The sequence below is a fragment of the Kitasatospora sp. NPDC048722 genome, from assembly GCF_040650235.1.
GTDB lineage: Bacteria > Actinomycetota > Actinomycetes > Streptomycetales > Streptomycetaceae > Kitasatospora.
The window spans coordinates 39276-58029 of sequence record NZ_JBEZGX010000042.1; the positions used below are offsets into that span (position 1 = coordinate 39276).

Sequence of the window (18754 nt, forward strand, 5' to 3'; positions counted from 1 at the left end):
TTCCAGGAGCTTCTCCGCGGAGGCCGTCCTGAGAGCCCTTCCGCGGAGCCTCCCGAAGCCTCCCGGGGCGGCCTGGAGCCTCCCGGGGCGGCCCGGGGCGGCCCGGAGCCTCCCGGGGTTCCGCCGCCGGCCCGGCACGGAAAGGCCACTGACGGGCCGTTGGAGGGTCGCCGCAGGTCCGGTTCGCGGCCGGCTCGGGGCCCATTTCAGGTAACGATCATCACAACGGATGATCTATTGAGCGTGCCTCGTCAGAATTTCTGTTGACTGTTAGACAAACGCAGCTCAGAGTATGAGCACAGGCAGACGCCGTGCCCACCGCCCCCACGCGGCCAGACACGGCGCCTGCTGTGCGACCCGGCAGCGTTGCCGGGCCATCCTCCCAGTAGTCCCCTGCGCACCGGGGTGCGTCGGCCGGTCCCGGCCCACGAGGGGCCGGCAGTCGCCGGGAGGACGGTGCCGGATCCGAGAGCGACTCGGACCGTGGCACCTTGTGCTCGGGACCCGCACGCCCCCACGCGGCGGCGTCCCGAGCAGATCCACGGGAGCGACGGGCCGGGGCCCCGCGGATCTGGTCTCTTGTTGCGTGAACTGCACGGAACTGTTGGCTTGTGGCTGTGCTGTGTGCGACGGCGAAGCTGGGTGCTCGGCGGATCGGCACGACGACATGCACAGTGAGGGATACGCGTGTAGGGCCGCGTATGCGACATGCCGTCCCCCCGGAGGGTGAAACCCAGAACGGCTGTCGTGCTGAACCGAACGTAGCCCGGACGGTTGCTCAGAGTCAACATTGGTCTCTGAGCGTGGATCTCCCGCCGGTGCCCCACCCACCCCGCGAGCGTGGTGTGCCGGACACGTACGATGTTCCCATGTCTTTTCTCCGCCGTCGCTCCGGACAGCCCGCCGGCCCGGACTTCGACGTGCTCGCGATGGACCCGGGCGACTGGCCCGGCGACTTCGGTGCGGCCATGATGACCGGCCCGGACGGCTCCTGCCAGGGGATTTTCCTGCGCTACGACCTGTTCGGCGGCAGAGGCCCGGCGATGTTCATCGGCAACCTCCCCGAGGGCTCGCCGGCCCGGGAGACCGGTGACGACGTCCCCTTCGAGGTGCGCCAGCTGCTCGCGGCCCTGGAGAACGACGAGCCGGTCGACTTCGTCTCGGCCGAGGACTTCCCGGTCATGCTCGGGGACGACCTGCTGATCGTGAAAAAGGTCAAGGTCAGCGAGGAGCGCGTGTTCTGCGCCCAGTTCGGCCGCAGCGACGGCGTCCAGGTCACCATCGCGTCCTGGGACCGACCGATTTCGGACGACCTGTATCAGCTCCTGAAGCCGCTCCCCGCGGACATGTTCCAGCAGGGCTGAAAACCGCCGTCCGCGCCTCGTTCGTCCGCCGTCCACCCGGTGCTCGTCCGGCGGCCGTCCGTCGTCCGGCCCCCGGGCCGCTGCTTGACGGTTTCGATCACCGGTTCGTACAGTCGCGGACATGTCGTGCCGTCTCCCGCTGCTGACCCGCCGCAGCTATCTGGACCTGCGGCGCACCGCCAGCGCGGCGTGTCCGGGTCACTGAACGGCGGAACGCGTCCGGCCGAGCGGCCGGTGCCGATCCGGGGCGGACCCCGTGCCGAAGCGGGTCCCGACCTCCGTGCCGCCGACCGACGGCGCGAGCCCGGCCGGCGGGCCGCCCGCAGTTGCCTAGCCCCTGCTGCCGCCCGGAGGCACCCGCACCATGACCACGACCGCCGCCGACCCGTCGCCCGTCGCCGCCGCCCTCGCAGGGTTGCCCCGGGTGGTCGACCTGCTCGCCGCCCGCGCCGAGGAGCACGATCGGGACGCGACCTTCCCCTACCAGGGCATCGAGGCGGTGCACGAGGCCGGGCTGCTCACCCTCACCGTGGCGCAGCGGTACGGCGGTCCGGGCGGCACGCTCGCCGACACCGTCCGGGTGCTGGCCCAACTCGGCCGCGGAGACGCCTCGGTGGCCGTGGTGACCGCGTTCACGCTGCTCCAGCACGCCGAGCAGGCCCGCCGGGCGCCGTGGCCGGCGGCGGGCTACCGGAGGCTGCTGACGGAGTCCCGGCGAGGGCCCGCCCTGGTCAACACGCTGCGCGCGGAGCCCGGCGGCCGGCCGGGGGTGCTGCCGGGGACGGTGGCCCGGCGGGACGGGGACGGCTGGCGGCTGACCGGGCGCAAGACGTACTGCACCGGGGCCGAGGCGCTGGCCTGGATGGCGGTGACGGCGCGGACGGACGAACCGGAGCCGCGGGTCGGCACGTTCCTGGTCCGCGGCGAGAGCGAGGGCGTGGAGATCGATCCCACCTGGGACCAGCTGGGCCTGCGGGCCAGTGCCAGCCACGACGTGGTGCTGGACGCGGTCCGGGTGCCCGCCGAGCTCGCGCTCGGGCTCACGGTCGCGCGTCGCCCCGAGGGCGGGAAGGACGCGTCGGAGCGGACGGCGGGGGACCGTGCCGCGGAGGCCGAACTCGCCCGCGCCTGGCACGATCTGGCCCTCTCCGCGGTCGCGGTCGGGGTGGCGAGGGCGGCGCAGGCCTGGCTCGTCCGGTTCCTGAACCAGCGGACTCCGGCCAATCTGACCGAGCCGCTCGGCGCCCTGCCGCGCTACCGCTGCGCGCTCGGCGAGATCGAGGCCCAGCTGATCGGCGCCGAGGAACTGGTCGAGGGGCTGGCCGCGCGGGTGGACCGGGGCGAGCGGGAGGCCGTCGTGCGGACCGGGCCGGCCCACCTGCTGGCGACCCGGGCGGCGACGGCCGCCGTCCAGCAGGCCGTCGCGCTGACCGGCAACCCGGGGCTGAGCCGGCGTCACCCGCTGGAGCGTTACCTGCGGGACGTGCTCAGCAGCCGGGTGCACCTGCCACCCGAGGAAGCCGTCCTGGAGTCCGCCGGCCGGGCCGCCCTGGAGCGCGGCGCCCGGCCGTAGGGTGCTGCCGTCCGGCCTGGTCGCGGGGGCCGCAACCCGGCCGGAACCGGTCGGTCAGCGGGTGCCCACGGCGGCCCGGACGGCCCGGCGGGCCAGCGCGGCGTCGTCGTAGAGGCGGCGGATCATGATCCGCTGCTCCTCGCCCGCGCCCGGGACGTCGTAGAGCCGGATCTCGCGCATCAGCACGAGCACCAGGTTGATCAGGAACGCGTCCCTGGCCATCGTGCCGCCGCTCTGGGCGAGTTGGCTGATCTGGCGGCGCGCCGCGGTGTCGCCGGACAGGACGCTCCACAGGACCGCGAGGTCGTAGCCGGGCAGGTACCAGCCGGCCTGCTCCCAGTCGACCAGCACCGGGCCGGACGGCGCGAGCAGCATGTTGCTGAGCAGGGCGTCGCCGTGGCAGAGCTGGAGCGGGGTGTGGCCGAGGCCGTGCAGCAGGCCGCGCAGGTCGCCGGCGTCCCGATCGGTCAGCTGGCCGACCGAGTGGTAGCGGGCGATCTCCATCTGGTAGTCCAGCCGGGGCTGGAACACGTCGCCCGGCGGGCGCCACAGGTTGAGCGTCCGGACCGCGGTGAGCAGGGCCCGCACCTCGCCCGGGGTGGGCGCGTTGACGGGGTGGCGTTCCCGGGCGGCCGGCCGCCCGGGAACGCGCTCCAGGACGAGCACGCACCGGTCGTGGTCGGCGGCGACCAGCCGGGGCAGGCGCACCGGAGGACGGTGGCGCACGAACGCCCGGTAGACCGCGACCTCGTGGTGGAAGTCGGCCACCAGCTGCTCGAAGTACTCACTCCGCACGGCCTGCGGCGCGAGGCACTTGGCGACCACCGGGGCCCGCCCGATGGTGCCCGCCACCAGGATGTGGCGGCTGCCCTCGCGCAGCACCTGGCGCGGGGTGAACGCGGGACATATCCGCGCGACGCTCGCCAGCGCGGCCCGTACCGCCGGGGTCTGGAGCGCCGAGGGGTCGATCCGCTCGGGGCCGACGGGGGTACCGGGCCGGTGCGGGCCGCGCAGCAGACGGCCGTCGACCTGGCGGGCGAGGGGGACCCGGCCGCCGACCGGGGGGACGGCCTCGGGGCCGCGAAGCCCCAGCGCGCTGCGGCCGGCCGGAACCCGGGCGTCCGCGGACCGGCCCTCGGCGCCGCGCGGGGCCGCCGGGCGGCTCGGCGGGGGCACCTGCTTGGGGCCGGGACGGCCCGCGGCTGCGGTGGGGGGGCGCAGCGCGGTGCGGGTCGGGCTCGGCGTGGGGGTCGTCGCTGAGGAGTACATGGGGTGAGGGTGGTCCCTTCCTGTCCGTCGGCGGGTGCGCCCCGCGGGGGCGGGGGAGGGCCGGTGCCCCGTGCTTCCTGGTGTGCCGGGGGCCCTGCTTCGGGGGGTGGTGCGGGAGGTGTTCGGGTGGTGTTCGACGGCCGGGTGGTGCGCGGGCGCCGGGCACGGACGGGGGAGGGGACCCCTTTGTCCGGCGGTGTCCCGGCCGTCCGCACCCTGGGGAATGCGGTCGGCCGGAGCCGCCGTGGCCGTGCCCGGCGCTCCCGCGCCACCCGGCCGCGCCACCCCCTCGGGTGATGACCGGGCGCGCCCCTCGCCACGGTCGGGGGATGCCCCGACGCCGGTCCGGAGCGCCTCCAGCCCCGGGGGCGAGGTGGCGCACCCCTACAACACACCCGCGCCGCACTGGCTTAGTAGTCTGGCGGGCCCTGGCGAACGGTGGCGAATGCTCGCCTGGCACTTGCCGGAGCCTCTAGCCTCGAACCAGCCGAGGAACCTGGGGGCTTCACGTGAGCAGGGGACCCAACACCCGACTCGCCGATCTGTTCGTCCTGACCGGATGGTCGAAGGGCGAACTGGCGCGGCTGGTCAACCGTAGGGGCGCCGCGCTGGGTCAGCAGCAGCTGTCCACCGACACCTCGAGGGTACGGCGCTGGATCGAGCAGGGGGAGATCCCCCGCGATCCGGTGCCGCGGGTGCTGGCGACCGTGTTCACGGAGCGGCTCGGACGTGTCGTCACCACTGAGGACCTCGGTCTGGAACGACACCGGCCCACCAGGAGCGGGGCGGCGCAGTCCGCAGCGGAGCCATGGTCGCCGGATCGAACGGCCGCGGTCCTCACCGAGTTCACGGGAATGGACCTCATGCTGAACCGACGTGGATTGGTGGGCGCGGGCGCCGCGCTCACGGCCGGGGCGGTCATCGCCGACTCCCTGAAGGGCTGGCTGGGCGGGGACGCGGTCGCGTACGCGGCCTCGGTGCCCGGGCCGCGCCAGGTGATCACCGGGGCGGGCGCGCGCCCGGTGGTGGACGTGTACGACGCGGGCCCGGTCGGGCTCGACGAGGTGGAGGCGCTGGAGCGCTCGGTGCAGGTGTTCCGGGCGTGGGACGCGGCGCGCGGCGGCGGGCTGCAGCGCAAGGCGGTGGTCGGTCAGCTGAACGAGGTGGGCGGACTGCTGACGCACCGGCACCCGCCCGCCGTGGAGCAGCGGCTGTGGCTGGTCGCGGCGAACCTCGCGGTGCTGGCCGGCTGGATGTCGCACGACGTGGGCCTGGAGCCCACCGCCCAGCGGTACTTCATGATCGCCGCGGAGGCGGCCAAGGAGGCGGGCGACCGGCCGCGGGCGGGCGAGGCGATCTCGCGCGCGGCCCGGCAGATGGTGCACCTGGGCCGGGCGGACGACGCGATCGACCTGATGGCGGCGGCGAAGGCGGCCGGCGGCCGGCTGCTGCCGAGGACGCGGGCGATGCTGAACACCGTCGAGGCGTGGGCGCACGCCTCGATCGGGCACACGCAGGACACCTACCGGCTGCTCGGCGAGGCCGAGGACCTGTTCGCCGAGGACGCGCCGGAGCCGCCGCCGTCCTGGATGCAGGTGTTCGACGAGGCCGAACTGCGCGGCATGCAGGCGCTGGTGCTGCGCACGCTCGCGGAGCACGACCTGTCGGCGGCGCCGCAGGCCCGGCGGCACGCGGAGCGCGTGATCGCCCTGCGGGAGGGCACCGGGCAGCTGCGCTCGGCGCTGTTCGACCGGATCACGCTGGCCTCGGTGCACTGGATCACGGGGGAGCCCGACGCGGCGGAGCTCCAGGCCAAGATGGTGATGAACCTGATCGGGCAGAACTCCTCGCACCGCACGTGGGACCGGCTGCGGGAGATGTACCGGCTGACGGCGCAGTACCGCGGGCTCCCGGCGGTCGACGAGCTCAGGGTCCAGCTGGGGCGGGAGTTGCGGGTGGCGGACGCGAAGAACCGGCCGCGGGTGACCTGAGGGGACGGACGCCCGAGAAGGGGACGCCTGTTCGGATCGGGGCGTCCGTTCGGGCCGGGTTGCCCGTTCGGATCGGGGTGCTCGTTCGGATCGGGGTGCCCGTGGGTCGGACGCGGGGCCGGACCGGAAGGTGTGTCCGCCGCGGCGCGGTCAGTGGTGCTCGCCGGCTCCGGCGCGTGCGGCCGGCCGTAGGAGCATGCGCAGCGCGGTGACGGTGCCGTCCGGGCCGAGGACGGGCTCGCCCGCGCACTCGACGCTGTCGTGCGTGCCGTCGAACCGGCGGACCCGGAGGGTGCCGCACGTGGTGCGCCCGTGCACGAGGGTGTCGGTCATCATCCGCCGCAGCAGCGGCCGGTCGGCCTCCGGGAGGCGGTCGGGCAGCCGGTCGAGGCTGAGCGGGCCGTGTCCGGGGTCGCAGCCGAGGAGCCGGAAGGTCCCGGCGTCCCACCGGACCCCGTCGGTGAGGAGGTCCCATTCGGCGGAGCAGACCGTGGAGCCGGACGGCTCCTGCGCCGTGCCGTCCACTCTGCCGCCGTCCGTTCCGCCGTCGGACGCGCCGGACTCCGGCGTGCCCGCTTCCGTCGTGCCCCGGGCCGGTCCGCCGGCGTTCGGGGCGGCCGTGGCGGTGGCCTTGCCCGCGCCCGTGCCGCCCGTCGGGGCGCCGTCCGCGAGGGCGGTGCCCGGCGGGCGCGCCGGGGACGAGGACATGTTCATGACCGGTCCATCGAACTGGGGAGCTCGCTCGGTGTGAGCGTGCCGTGGCGGTTGGTGAGACGACTGTCGCACAGCCGAGTTCTTCCCGTGGGGTTTTGGACAGAACGTGGGCAAAATTCCCCTGGCATATGCCACTGTGGCCGAAGCGCTCGTCGCCCTGTGTGCGGACGGGGGCCCGAGGCGGTAACCTTCGGTGATTCCGGCGCCCGGGCGCCCACCGCAGTACCCACCAGAGACCCCCGGCGACGGAAATCCCGTTGCCACTACGACCGCCGCAACGGATGCTGACCTCATGTTCGAGCCAGTGATAGCACCTAGTGCCAGCCTCCTCGGCCTCCTGCAGCGGGGCCGCGGTGACGGGCAGCTCCACGCGCTGGCCGCCGACCGTACCGAGGCCATCGCCGCGCTGGAGGAGTGTGTCACCAGGGACCCACGAGCCGACTGGCAGGTCGAGAGCCGCTCGCTGTACTACGCGCGCCTCTACATGGAGCTGGAAGCCCCCCTCGACGGCATCGAGGACCACCTCCACTCCGCTGAGGACCTGGTCAGCGACGACGAGAGCCGCACGGGCCTCGCCCTGTCCGTCCTCGGCCACCTCGCCGCGTACGGCCGGCGCGACGCGCTGCTGATGCTGCGCGAGTACGCCGCCACCGGTGCCAACTGGGCCTGGGCCCTCGACGAGCTCGCGCTGCGCGACGACGACCGCGGCCTGCTGCTCCTCGGCACCGCCGTGCTGGACCGCTTCCCGCCGGGCCCCGAGGGCGACGCCGAGCTGCGCGAGTTCATCCGCAACGCCTACGAGCCCCGGCCCTGGCGGCTGTGGGCCGCCTACCACCCGAGGGTCGCGGCGGCCAGCGAGCAGTCGCCCTTCGACGTGTGGCAGCGCCAGCTCAACCGCAGCGGCGTCACCCCCGGCTGGTCCACCGCCGACGTGCTCGCCTGGGCCGACCAGGGGGAGCTCGGCGACCTCGGCGCCGGCGCCTTCCTCGGCCGCCCGGAGCCGTCCGCCCAGGTGGGGCGGGGCGACACCGCCGGGCCCGGCCCCGACGCCGTCGACCGCCGGGCCGCCGCGGCGGCCCGCTGCCTGACCGCCGTCGTCCGCCCCGAGGACCGGCCCGCACTCGTCGAGGCCGCCCGCGACGGCCTGCCCGGCGCCCGCAGAGCGGCCCTGCGCTACCTCGTCGAACAGCGGGATCCCGCCGCCGCCGAGCTGATCGAGGCCGCTGCCGCCGACGTCGACGACCGGATGGTGCGCTCCGCCCTGGAACTGCTCGGCCGGATGCGCGGCCCCGAGGTCCTCGCGCACGCCCGCCGATGGGCCGACCCGGCCACCGGCGGCGCCGACAGCGCCCTCGGCGAGGCCGCCGTCCAGCTGCTCGCCGACGCCGGGGAGCCGCAGGACGCACCGCTCGTGGTCGCCGGACTGCGCCGCTGGGTCTCCGTGCGCGGGGTCACCGGCACCGGGCTCGGGTCGCTGGTCGACGGTGCGGGGCGGCTGGCCGCCGCCGACGCCGTCCCGGTCCTGCGCCACATCTACGGCGAGGCCGCCTCCTCCGAGCTGCGCGGACGCGCCGCCCGGGCGCTCGCCACGACCGACGTGCACTTCCCCGAGGGCCCGGCCGTCGAGTGCCTGTGGGACTGCGAGGAGACCACCCGTGAGCTCGCCGCGCGGCACGTCGCCACCACGGGCGACGCGCGTGTGCTGGAGCGATTGCGGCGACTCGCCGCCGACCCGGCCGAGGAGGCCGAGGTCCACGCGGCCGTCCGCGGCCGGCTGACCGCCGCCCGGGAGTTCGGGCGCTAGATACCTTTTCGGCCGCGTCGGGCCGGGGCACCCCGTCGGGGCGCCCCGGCCCGTTTGCTCTCCGCTGTTCTCCGGTGCTCTCTGCGGCTCTCCGCCGCTCTCCCGCTGCTCTTCGCTGCCTTCCGCGTGGGCGTCCGGAGCCCGGAGTTGAAACGACGTTCTACTTCACTGCGCCCGCGTCCGGGGCGAGGACGCCTCCCGCGACCAGTCCGATGATCAGGGCGCCGAGCAGCACCCGGTAAACCACGAACGGCAGGAAGCTGCGGTGCGAGATGTACGTGAGGAACCAGGCGATCGCCGCGTAGCCGACCGCGAAGGCGATGACGGTCGCCAGGACCGTCGGCCCCCAGGCCGGGGCCGGGCCCTCGCCGATTTTGAACAGCTCCAGCGTCCCGGAGGCGAGCACCGCCGGGATCGCGAGCAGGAACGAGTACCGGGCCGCCGCCTCCCGGCTGTAGCCGAGCAGCAGGCCCGCGCTGATCGTGCCGCCGGAGCGCGAGACGCCCGGGATCAGCGCCAGCGCCTGGGCGAGGCCGTACGCGCCGGCGTGCGGGAGGGTCAGGTCGGTGATCGGACGGGCGTGGCGGATTGCCCGGGTGCGGTCGGCGAAGGCCAGGACCAGCCCGAAGACGATCAGCGTGGTGCCGATGATCCGCAGGTCGCGCAGGTGGGTCTCGATGCCGTCCTGGAAGAGTTTGCCCAGGACGCCGATCGGCAGGGTGCCGATGATCACGAACCAGCCCATCCGGGCGTCGTGGTGCGAGCGCAGCGCCGGGCGGACGAGGGACAGTGCCCAGGTCCGGATGATCGAGGCGATGTCGCGGCGGAAGTAGATCAGCACCGCCGCCTCGGTGCCGAGCTGGGTGACGGCGGTGAAGGCCGCGCCCGGGTCGTCCCAGCCGAGCAGGGCGGAGAAGACTCGCAGGTGGGCGCTGGAGGAGATCGGCAGGAACTCGGTGAGGCCCTGGATCAGGCCGAGCACGGCGCCGTGGAACCAGTCGATCGTCACCGGACACCCGCCCGGGGTATCCGTCGGTCCTGCTGCATGTGGGTGTCCTCGCGGGTCGGAACGGGCGTGCGGGCATGCGTGCCGCCGCGACCCGCCCGGCCCTCGGGCCGTGCGCGGCCCGGCGCGCGGCCGATGGTACGGGGTGAAAGTGACGATTCTTTGTTCACCCTTTAATCGGGCTTTGCGCACCGGGCCCTTTCGGGATCAGCCGGCGGGCCGGGCCCGGACCCAGGTGCGGTCCTCCGTCAGGTAGCGCTCCACCGCCAGACCGGCCTCCGCCAGCGCCCCTTCGAACTCCTCGGTGCTGAGCGGCCGGGAACGGAAGGTGTGGGTCCAGCGGCCGTCCGGGAACTCGTACTCGGCGATGACGGTGTTCGAACCGTCCCCGTTCGGCGTCGACGAGACCATCCTGGCGACTCCGTCCGTGCCCGCCAGCCTGCTCTCGCGGGGCACGTTGCGGTGCCAGTCCTCGCCCTCGCGCTGCATCAGCACGCAGCCGTCGTCGGTGACGTGGCGGCGGCAGGTCTCCAGGAGCCCTTGGCGGACGGCCACGTCGCCCGCGTGCACGAGGAAGGAGGCGAGCATGACGACGTCGAAACGCTCGCCGAGGTGCAGGTGCTCGATCGGGCTGCGGACGGTCCGCACGTCCTCGCGGACCCTTGCCAGCATCTCGGCGGACTCGTCGACTGCCGTCACGGTGAACCGCGGTCGGCCAGCGGGTGGGTCATCCGGCCCACGCCGCAGCCCAGTTCGAGGATGCGGGCGCCGGCCGGCACGGCGCCCTCGATCAGGTCCGGGATGTCGCCCACCGGGAGGCGGGACCAGAGCTCGACGGCGCAGCCGTCCGGGGTGATCGCGCCCGGACCGGTGCCGTCGTAGCCCTTGCGGTGCACGGCGGGGCCCTGTGGGGTGGGGAGTTCGTCGCTCATGCCGGTCATCGGAACACGGGTGCGACGGGAGGGGAAGGAGTTCCCGCGAGCCCGTACGGGATTCGGTCAATTCGCCGCCGGGTGCTGCGGATCCGCGTTCGCCAGGTCGGCCAACGTGGTCTTCAGCCAGGCGAGTTCGGCTTCCGTGGTGGCGCGGGCGATCAGCAGCAGGCCGCGGCGGAAGGGGTCGGCGAACTCCTCGGCTCCGACCGGGCGCTCGCCCTCGTAGAAGAAGCTCGCGGGTTCGGCGAGGAAGGCGAGGCGGCGGCGGAGCACGGCGGCCTGGTCGGCGGGGCGGTCGAGGTGGCGGAGGAAGGCGAGGAGGGTGAACCAGCGGTTCTCGTCGCTGATGTCGAGCGGCTCGGGCTCGCGCAGCCGGTCGAGCAGGGAGGTGCGGCCGGCGGCGGTGAGGTGGAGGGTGTGGCGGGGGGCGGCGGCGGTGCCGGGCTCGGTCTCGCGGACGAGCAGGCCGTCGGACTCCAGGCGCTTGATCGCCGGGTAGAGGGTGCCGTCGCTGATGGGGCGGACGTGGCCGGTGAGCGCGGCGAGGTGGCGGCGCAGCTCGTAGCCGTGCAGGGGGCGGTCGTACAGGAATCCGAGGATGGCGAGCTTCAGCATGGGGTCACTCTGCCAGAAGGATCCCTCGGCATGTGGGTATATCGGTAGTGCTATACCTCGTGGGCGAGGTATGGTCGGTGTCGATCAGTCAGCGGGATAACAGCTGACAGATAACAGATTTCAACATCTGTCATCTGTCAGCTGTCATCCGTTCGCCGTCACCTGCTCACTCACCGGACCGGTCGACTGCCTGCGACCCGTCACCCGTCCCACGCCGCAGAAGGAGTCCCGCGATGCGCCAAGCCTCCGTCACGCCCGACGGCCACCGGATCCGCTGGATCGAGCTGCCCGGCGCGGAGCCTGCCCGCGTCTATCTGCACGGCCTCGGTGCCAGCTCGCCCGCCTACTTCGCGGCGGCCGCCGCGCACCCGCTGCTCGCCGGGCGCCGCAGCCTGCTGCTCGACCTCCTCGGCTTCGGCATCAGCGACCGGCCCGCGGACTTCCGGTACGCGCTGGAGGACCACGCCGACGCCGTCGCGGCCGCGCTCCGCAGCGCCGCCGTGGCGGGGGCGGAGGTCGTCGGGCACAGCATGGGCGGTGCGGTCGCGATCGTGCTGGCCCGCCGGCACCCCGAGCTCGTCGCGAAGCTCGTCCTCGTCGATGCCAACCTCGACCCGATCACCCCGGTGGCGCAGCGGCCCGGCAGCAGCGGGCTCGCGAGCTACACCGAGGAGGAGTTCCTGGCCGGGGGACGGGACGAAGTCGCCGAGCGGGTCGGCCCGTTCTGGTGGGCGACGATGCGGCTGGCGGGCCCGGAGGCGCTCCACCGCAGTGCCGTCCACCTCGCCCGCGCCACGGTGCCGACCATGCGGGAGATGCTGCTGGGCATGGCGGTGCCGCGCACGTTCCTGTACCCGGAACCCGAGGGCGAACCCCATGGGGCGCCGGGGCTGCGGGCGGCAGGGGTCCGGGTGGTTGCGGTGCCGGAGTGCGGGCACAACGTGATGCTCGACAACCCGGACGGCTTCGCGACGGCCACGGCGGAGGCGCTCACAGGGCGGACGGAGGTCTGACGGAAGGGCCTAGTGCTGCCCCGCGGAGGGTCGTGGAGCGGTGTCGGGCCGGGCCGCGTATTCGTCGGTGAGGATGCTGCAGGTGCACCAGTCGCCTGTGCATGGGGTGCCGGTCTCTGTGCCGTAGGGGCCGAGACCGGCCATGAGGTGGAGTACCTCCGCACGCTCCGGGGCGGTGAGAGCGGGGAGCGTCGCAGGGGGCTGCAACTGCTGCCAGACGGCCGGATCATCGACCACGTCACCGATGACCTGTGCGTCAATGAACAACGTGTAGAGGGGATGCTCGGGAAAGTCGTTCAGTCGCAGGACCCACCAGAGTCCTTCGACCCGGGCCGCGTAGCAGAAGATGCCTGTGCGAGTGTCGTGCCAGGCGGACTGCGGGGGCAGTGCTGGGAGAGGTTTCATGCCGGGATCTCCGAGGCTGGTGAGTCGGACGGGAGCCGCCCGGTGGGGTCGCCGAGGTGCAGGGTGCGGGCGCAGGTGGTGCTGCATCGACTCCGGGGGGTTCTTCGGCACGGGCCCATCCTGCCGGGTGCGGCGGTGGCCCGCCATGATCTCGGTCGCACGTGACGGGCAGTGGGCGGGGACAGCGGTGGTGATGGTGATCGATCGGCAGGTCCGTGAGCGGTTGGTGAGGATGGCGGGGTCGGCGAAGTCCGAGGTGGGGCGGTGTTGCGGGCCCGGATCGTTCTCGCGGCGGCGGAGGGGTTCGCCAACGGCGTGATCGCCCGGGAGTTGGAGGTCAGCGTGAACACGGTGCGCAAATGGCGGGGCCGGTTCGCTGTCGTGGGCCTGGGAGGGTGCTCTCGATCGACGAGAGACCGCGATCGCCCCCACCGTTGGACCTGCGGGGGGGACCCCGCACAAGGCAGCCTGCTCAACACCCCTGCGCGAGGTCCGGGTCGAGCCGGGGGGGGACAACTCCTGCACTGGGAACTGCACTTCGGCAACGTCCTCGCCCCGCTCGACCGCGCGCGGCGCGGCCCGGCTCGCCATCGACCCGAAGCCGTCGGCCGGACATCCCGGCTTCGAGCTGCTCCCCGCGCTGCGCGACCGCTGGGACGACGTCGTAGCCACCGGAGACGTGCGGTGGGCGGTGCGCCGGAGGTTCGATCTCCTCGTGGACGTGCTGGAGTTGGACCGGGCGGAAGCGGCGGGGTGGACGCTGGCCCGGGTGCTGCAGAACGCCGTATGGGCGGCGGAGGAAGGGGAGGTGGCGCTCGACCAGGCCCAACGGGCCGTCGCGGAGGAGCTGTTGGGGCGGTGAAGGGTCGCCGGAGGTTCACTGCCCCCGTACGGCCGTGAACCTCACCCGGATGCCCGGCCCCAGCAGGGCAGCCGGTTCGCGCTCCGCGTCCCACAGCGCGAGCGCCGTCCGGCCCAGGAGCTGCCAGCCGCCCGGGGACGGGCTCGGGTAGACGCCGGTGTACGGGCCCGCGAGGGCGACCGAACCGGCTGGGACGGCGCTGCGCGGTGTGGCCCGGCGCGGCACCTCGTACCGGGCGGGCAGCCCGGTCAGGTAACCGAAGCCGGGGGAGAACCCGCAGAAGGCGACGACGTACTCGGGCCCGGTGTGGATCCGGACGGCGGCCTCCTCGGAGACGCCCCACAGCGCGGCGACCGCGCCCAGGTCGGCGCCGTCGTACACGGTCGGCACTTCGAGGAGCGGGCCGTGCGCCGTGTCCGCGGCCACCGGACGTGCGGTGGCGAGCAGCGCGGTGAGCGCGTCGGCGTCGGCGACGCCGTCCAGCAGAACGGTCCGGGCCGCGGGCACGATCTCCTCGACGGCGCCGAGCGCGCCCTCGGCCTGCCGCTCACGCAGCCACCCGTACAGCGCGGCCACCTCGGCCGGTCCGGCCACCTCCACCAGCAGCGCGTTCCCGCCCACCGGCCGGACGGCGGCCCTCACGCGAAGGCCTCCACCCGGACCCCGGCCGAGGCGAGCGCGCCCCGCACCCGCCAGGCGAGCTGGGCCGCTCCGGGGGTGTCGCCGTGCACGCACAGGGAACGGGCCTCGACGCCGATGTGCTCGCCGCCGACGGCCTCCACCGTGCCGTCCCGGGCGATGCCGACGGCCCGGGTGATCACCGACTCGGGGTCGTGCACGACCGCGTCGGGGTCGCGGCGCGGCACGAGCGTGCCGGACCGCGTGTACGCGCGGTCCGCGAACGCCTCGGCGACGACGGGCAGTCCGACCCCCTCGGCGACGGCGAGCAGCCGCGAACCGGGCAGACCGAGGACGGGCAGCGGCCCGTCGCAGACCGCCCCGGCGCGCAGGACGCCGGCGACGACGGCCTCGGCCTGCTCGGAGTCAAAGACCACCCGGTTGTAGAGGGCTCCGTGCGGCTTGACGTACGAGACACGGGAGCCGGCGGCGCGGGCGAACACCTGGAGCGCGCCGATCTGGTAGGCGATCTCGTCGGCCAGTTCCTCCGGTGGGACGTCCATCGCGCGGCGGCCGAAGCCGGCGAGGTCGCGGTAGGAGACCTGTGCGCCGATCCGCACGCCGCGCTCGGCGGCCAGCGCGCAGACCCGGCGCATCGTCGACGGATCCCCGGCGTGGAAGCCGCAGGCGACGTTGGCACTGGTCACCACGGACAGCAGGGCCTCGTCGTCGGTCAGCGTCCAGCGCCCGAACCCCTCACCGAGGTCCGCATTGAGATCGATCACCGCATCGGCCACGCCCGTCCGCCTCCCAGCAGCTGTTGAGCGAGATGGTAGGGCCTGCGCGGGAAGGCAGCGGACCGTGACCCGGGCGGCGAGCGCCGTCACCGGCGCTCGCCCTGTCAATTCGCGCCCTGGGGCGCACAACCCCTGGCAGTGTGTTCAGCTCGCGGCCGTCGGTGCGCTGAAGGAACGTTCCAGCGGACGCAGCGCCCGCAACACGATCAGCAGCGGAACGACCCCGAGGATTCCGAACGACATGTCGATGAATCGCCACGCGACGGGGATCCCGCGCAGCGGGCCGCAGATGAGCGCGAGGGGTATCACGGCCCCGCAGGCGAGTACGGCCCAGCGGATGACCCAGATGTTGCGGACCGGGTCCTTGAGCGGGCCCCAGAACGCGGCGGCGATCACCAGGTGGGCGAAGGCGAGCCAGTCGGTGCCGTAGGCGAGGAAGGGGAAGCGGTCGTCGGTCTCGGCGACACCGTCGCGGACGCGTTCGAGCCAGGCCATGGCGGCGGGGAAGTGGTCGGAGACCGGGGCGGCGGGGCCGGCGGCGAAGTCGGCCAGCCAGCGGGTCTCGGTCTCCAGGGGGAAGGCGGTCAGACCGCTCAGGACGAGGCCGACCAGGAACAGTCGGAGCCAGCGCCGCACCCGCCGCAGCGCGGCGTCGGGGGCGGGGTCGGGGCGGCCGGCAGTGCCGGTGTCCGTGCCGGCGGTGGGATCGGCAGTACCGGCGGTGGGATCGGTGTCCACGGGGCAAACCTCCAGGCCGAAGGGCAGGTGGAGCCTTGCCCACCTGCGCGGAACCGACTCTAGACCCATGGTTTGAACGTGTTCAACTTTGCCTCGGCGGGGGTGCGGGCGGGCCGGCGGAGGCCGGTCCGGCCGGTGCGACCGAGGAGGTGCCGGCGCCGGCGGCGGGGGCGGTCGCCGACGGCGCGGCAGGAGGCCCGCTTCGGCCGGTCGAATGATCACGGGCCGATCATCCCGGGAGCGGTGCACCGCCTCCACGGCTTTCTCGAACTTCCGTTCGGAATCGGCGTGATCCCGTCGAAACCGGGTTCTGATTTCACCCCCGACACGCACCCGCACCCGTTGCGCACCCGCCGCGCGCCCGTGTCGCAGCCCGCCCGCACGGCCCGTTTCGGTCGATGTCGGTGCGAACCTCTAATCTTGTCCACCGTGACCGCCATCGCAGACCCGCCCACCGAGCCCGGCCTCCGGCCCGCCGCCGGCGCCGGCGTGCCCACGGCGCGCCCCGCGCCCGGCCCCGCCGCCGACGAGGGCCTCGCCCGCCGGCTCAAGGCGCTGGCCTGCACCGCCCCGCTGCACGACCTGGACAACCGGAAGGTCAACCTGGCCGGCGAGTACGGCGGCTACGCGATGGCCGAGGTCGGCCTGGCGGCGATCGACCTGGTCACCCTCCACATGGACTTCGACACCGGCGCCGACCGCGACATAGTGCTCGCCCGGCTGCTGCCCAGGGTCGCCGCGCAGGCCGCCGGCCGTCCCGGCGCCGAGCACGAGCGGGTCGCCCGCTGGGTGCTGGAGTCGCTGATCAACGTCGGCAGCGTCGACCGCGGCTTCCGCGCCGTCTACGGCACCTTCGGCGCGGACGGCGAGTACGTCCGCCGCGACTACGACTTCAAGCTGATCGAGGAGGTCCCGGGCCCCGACGGCGGCGTCTACCTGCGCACCACCGACGAGGCGGTCAACGTCCTGGTCGGCGCGCTGGACACGGACGTCACCTCGGCCCAGATCGCCGCCGAGGTCAAACTGGAGGTGCTGATCCGCCGCGGTCGCCTGGCCGACGCCCAGCTCGCCGCCGAGCAGGCCCGCTACCGCACCGTCCAGTACGCCGAGACGCTGCGCCGCGCCCTGGAGGCGACCCGGCGCAACGTCCGCGCCGTGGACTGGATGCGCACCATCCCCGACCTCATCGACGAGGCACTGGACCACATCGCCGACCGCTACCGGCACGAGAACGCGATTCTCACCAACATCCGCAAGGCCCGCGACGAGGCCGAGGAGCCCGAGCACAAGCGCCGCGCCGCCGAGCTCGTCGACATCGTCAAGGACTGCATCCGCCGCCACACCCAGCTGCAGACCCGCCTGCTGGAGGCGGGCCCGCTGTTCCGCGCCGAGCAGGACCGGCAGGCCTTCGCCACCCCCGGCGTCCGCAGCGGCATCGACCTGTACGGGCAGCTGCTCGCCCCCGTGCTGCGGCTGCCGATAGAGCAGGCCGTCCGCCCCACCGGCGCGTTCTTCGCCCGCGGCGCCGGGCTGCGCGTGCCGAGCTCCGTGCGCGTCGCCGACCTGGTGGACCTGCTGCTCACCCCGCCGGTCGAGCGCGAGCACCTCGGCGCCGAGCTGCCCGACCCGGACCTCGTCGCCACCCCGGACGACAGCCGCTTCTCCGAGGCGCAGCTGGAAGCGGCGCTGGAGCTGCTGGACCTGCCGGCCGACGCACCCCGCCGGCTCTCCGGCCTGCTCGCCGAGGCGCGCGAGCAGGATCCCGAACTCCCGTACCTGGTGGCCCTGCTCGCGGTGCACGCGGCGAGCCCGCCGGTCGGTACGGCCTACCGGCAGGGCGAGGAGCGGCTGTTGTTCGCGGTGGACGACGGCACCCCGCTGCGGGACCGGGAGTTCGGCGGCGCCGACCTGATCGTCGGCAGCGCCCTCCTGGACGCGGTCGGCATGGCCGCCGACCGCAAGGACGCCGGCTGACCGGCCCACCGATGCACCGCCGGACCTCGCACCAGACCACCCGCCCGACCGCCCGATCCGCCAGCAGCAACAGCCCCGAGGAGCACCGCCCGTGACGACCCACCACGACACGTCCTGGGCGCCCGAGACCGAGCCCGCGGCCCCCGCGCCGATCACCCCGGCCGACGTGGCCGACGCCGCCCGGCTGGTCTCCTTCGGCCTCCAGGCCAAGCTGCTCCCCGCCCGCGACGCCGAGTACGCCGAGCTCGTTCGCCGCCACCGCGAGGACCCGCCGTTCGCGCGTCTCGCCGACGCGATCGCGACCGGCATGGGCCTGGTGGTGCTGGAGGTCTCGCCGCGCGCGGGCATGGCCGTGGCCGCCGCCGAGGACTCGGTCTTCGCCGTCCGCATGGGCGACTACTCGCGCCGCGCCGCGTCCGAGTCGACGGACCGCTTCCTGCACGGCCTCGCGCACCTGGCCGTCGCCGCGATGGCCTTCCCCCGCCCCGAGGACCTCGCCGACGACGGCTACCTCGGCCGGATCACCGTCAACGGCGTCGACTCCTTCGTCCGCCAGGCCTGCCGTCGCCTGGAGGAGCAGGCCGACGCCGAGGGTGCGAACACCGACCCGCAGAGCGACGCCCCGGGCCTGGAGGCCGCCTGGCGGGTGTGGGCCCGGCGCACCGCCACCGGCGCCACCAAGGACGCCCGGCGGCTCTCCGGCTCCACCATCGGCATCGTCGCCAAGGCCGTGGTGTTCCTGGTCGACTCGGGCTTCCTGCAGAAGGTCTCGGACGACGCCGGCGGCACCTACCGCACCACCGCCCGCTACCAGCTGCAGGTCCGCGACCTGGCCGGCACCGCCGCGATGGCCGAGCTGCTCGACCTCGGCATCGTCCCGGTCTCGGACGGCACCGCCAGCCTGCTGCCGCCGGACACCGCCGACGAACTGGTGGCCGACGCGGGCCTCCCGTTCCACTCCCTCTGACCCTCCGGGCACGAGCCCTGACGGCATCAGCCGAGCAGCACGGGCAACCGCCCCGAACCCCACCCCTCCGAGCCCCGCCCACCCCCAAGCCACGTAAGCCACGGAGAAC

14 protein-coding genes and 3 pseudogenes are annotated in these 18754 nt (G+C 74.2%); 9 read left to right on the top strand and 8 right to left on the bottom strand.

Going from position 1 to position 18754, the window contains the following annotated elements; translation table 11 throughout:
- Positions 1-869 precede the first annotated feature (869 nt).
- Both AB0C76_RS27665 and AB0C76_RS27670 read left to right on the top strand, forming a co-directional pair.
- The gene (locus tag AB0C76_RS27665) at positions 870-1364 is read left to right on the top strand and encodes a hypothetical protein (RefSeq protein WP_329926780.1); all 495 of its coding nucleotides are present in this window, start codon (positions 870-872) and stop codon (positions 1362-1364) included.
- Positions 1365-1728: 364 nt separating this feature from the next.
- Positions 1729-2937, top strand: a complete 1209-nt coding sequence (locus tag AB0C76_RS27670) for an acyl-CoA dehydrogenase family protein (RefSeq protein WP_359970750.1) — start codon at positions 1729-1731, stop codon at positions 2935-2937.
- 54 nt (positions 2938-2991) lie between these two features.
- On the opposite strand, the gene AB0C76_RS27675 is transcribed toward AB0C76_RS27670, so the two are convergent.
- Positions 2992-4206: an aminoglycoside phosphotransferase family protein gene (locus AB0C76_RS27675; RefSeq protein WP_359970752.1), complete on the bottom strand. Its 1215-nt coding sequence runs from the start codon at positions 4204-4206 to the stop codon at positions 2992-2994.
- Between the two features lie 509 nt (positions 4207-4715).
- On the opposite strand from AB0C76_RS27675, the gene AB0C76_RS27680 reads away from it, so the two are divergent.
- Positions 4716-6197 carry a hypothetical protein gene (locus tag AB0C76_RS27680; protein ID WP_359970754.1) on the top strand — a complete coding sequence of 494 codons (1482 nt, stop codon included), beginning with the start codon at positions 4716-4718 and terminating at the stop codon, positions 6195-6197.
- 150 nt (positions 6198-6347) lie between these two features.
- Here AB0C76_RS27680 and AB0C76_RS27685 read toward each other — a convergent pair whose 3' ends face one another.
- Positions 6348-6911: a hypothetical protein gene (locus tag AB0C76_RS27685; protein WP_359970756.1), complete on the bottom strand. Its 564-nt coding sequence runs from the start codon at positions 6909-6911 to the stop codon at positions 6348-6350.
- A gap of 292 nt (positions 6912-7203) precedes the next feature.
- Here AB0C76_RS27685 and AB0C76_RS27690 point away from each other — a divergent pair, with 292 nt between their 5' ends.
- Entirely contained in the window at positions 7204-8715 is a 1512-nt protein-coding gene (locus AB0C76_RS27690; RefSeq protein WP_359970757.1) for a HEAT repeat domain-containing protein, read from the top strand.
- A 160-nt stretch (positions 8716-8875) separates the two neighbouring features.
- Here AB0C76_RS27690 and AB0C76_RS27695 read toward each other — a convergent pair whose 3' ends face one another.
- The 3 genes and pseudogenes from AB0C76_RS27695 to AB0C76_RS27705 form a co-directional block, all read right to left on the bottom strand.
- Positions 8876-9718, bottom strand: coding sequence for an undecaprenyl-diphosphate phosphatase (locus AB0C76_RS27695; RefSeq protein ID WP_359970813.1), 843 nt, complete (start codon positions 9716-9718; stop codon positions 8876-8878).
- A 210-nt stretch (positions 9719-9928) separates the two neighbouring features.
- A pseudogene (locus AB0C76_RS27700) lies at positions 9929-10653 on the bottom strand (methyltransferase domain-containing protein).
- Positions 10654-10719: 66 nt separating this feature from the next.
- On the bottom strand, positions 10720-11271 hold the full coding sequence (locus AB0C76_RS27705) for a PadR family transcriptional regulator (protein WP_359970759.1): 552 nt from the start codon (positions 11269-11271) through the stop codon (positions 10720-10722).
- 233 nt (positions 11272-11504) lie between these two features.
- Here AB0C76_RS27705 and AB0C76_RS27710 point away from each other — a divergent pair, with 233 nt between their 5' ends.
- The 3 genes and pseudogenes from AB0C76_RS27710 to AB0C76_RS27720 all read left to right on the top strand — a co-directional run.
- Positions 11505-12284: an alpha/beta hydrolase gene (locus AB0C76_RS27710; RefSeq protein WP_359970761.1), complete on the top strand. Its 780-nt coding sequence runs from the start codon at positions 11505-11507 to the stop codon at positions 12282-12284.
- 669 nt (positions 12285-12953) lie between these two features.
- Positions 12954-13112: pseudogene (locus AB0C76_RS27715) on the top strand (helix-turn-helix domain-containing protein); the annotation flags it as partial.
- A gap of 84 nt (positions 13113-13196) precedes the next feature.
- Positions 13197-13551, top strand: a pseudogene (locus tag AB0C76_RS27720) (aminoglycoside phosphotransferase family protein); the annotation flags it as partial.
- 15 nt (positions 13552-13566) lie between these two features.
- Here AB0C76_RS27720 and AB0C76_RS27725 read toward each other — a convergent pair.
- From AB0C76_RS27725 to AB0C76_RS27735, 3 genes are all read right to left on the bottom strand, one after another.
- Positions 13567-14193: an allophanate hydrolase subunit 1 gene (locus tag AB0C76_RS27725; RefSeq protein ID WP_359970763.1), complete on the bottom strand. Its 627-nt coding sequence runs from the start codon at positions 14191-14193 to the stop codon at positions 13567-13569.
- Positions 14190-14966, bottom strand: coding sequence for a 5-oxoprolinase subunit PxpA (locus AB0C76_RS27730; protein WP_359970765.1), 777 nt, complete (start codon positions 14964-14966; stop codon positions 14190-14192). Before AB0C76_RS27730 ends, AB0C76_RS27725 begins: the two co-directional genes overlap by 4 nt.
- 144 nt (positions 14967-15110) lie before the next feature.
- On the bottom strand, positions 15111-15611 hold the full coding sequence (locus AB0C76_RS27735; protein WP_359970815.1) for a hypothetical protein: 501 nt from the start codon (positions 15609-15611) through the stop codon (positions 15111-15113).
- Positions 15612-16193: 582 nt separating this feature from the next.
- On the opposite strand from AB0C76_RS27735, the gene AB0C76_RS27740 reads away from it, so the two are divergent.
- On the top strand, positions 16194-17678 hold the full coding sequence (locus tag AB0C76_RS27740; RefSeq protein ID WP_359970817.1) for a hypothetical protein: 1485 nt from the start codon (positions 16194-16196) through the stop codon (positions 17676-17678).
- Positions 17679-17769: 91 nt separating this feature from the next.
- Positions 17770-18645 (top strand): hypothetical protein, encoded by an 876-nt coding sequence (locus tag AB0C76_RS27745; RefSeq protein WP_359970767.1) that lies wholly within the window; start codon positions 17770-17772, stop codon positions 18643-18645.
- Positions 18646-18754 lie beyond the last annotated feature (109 nt).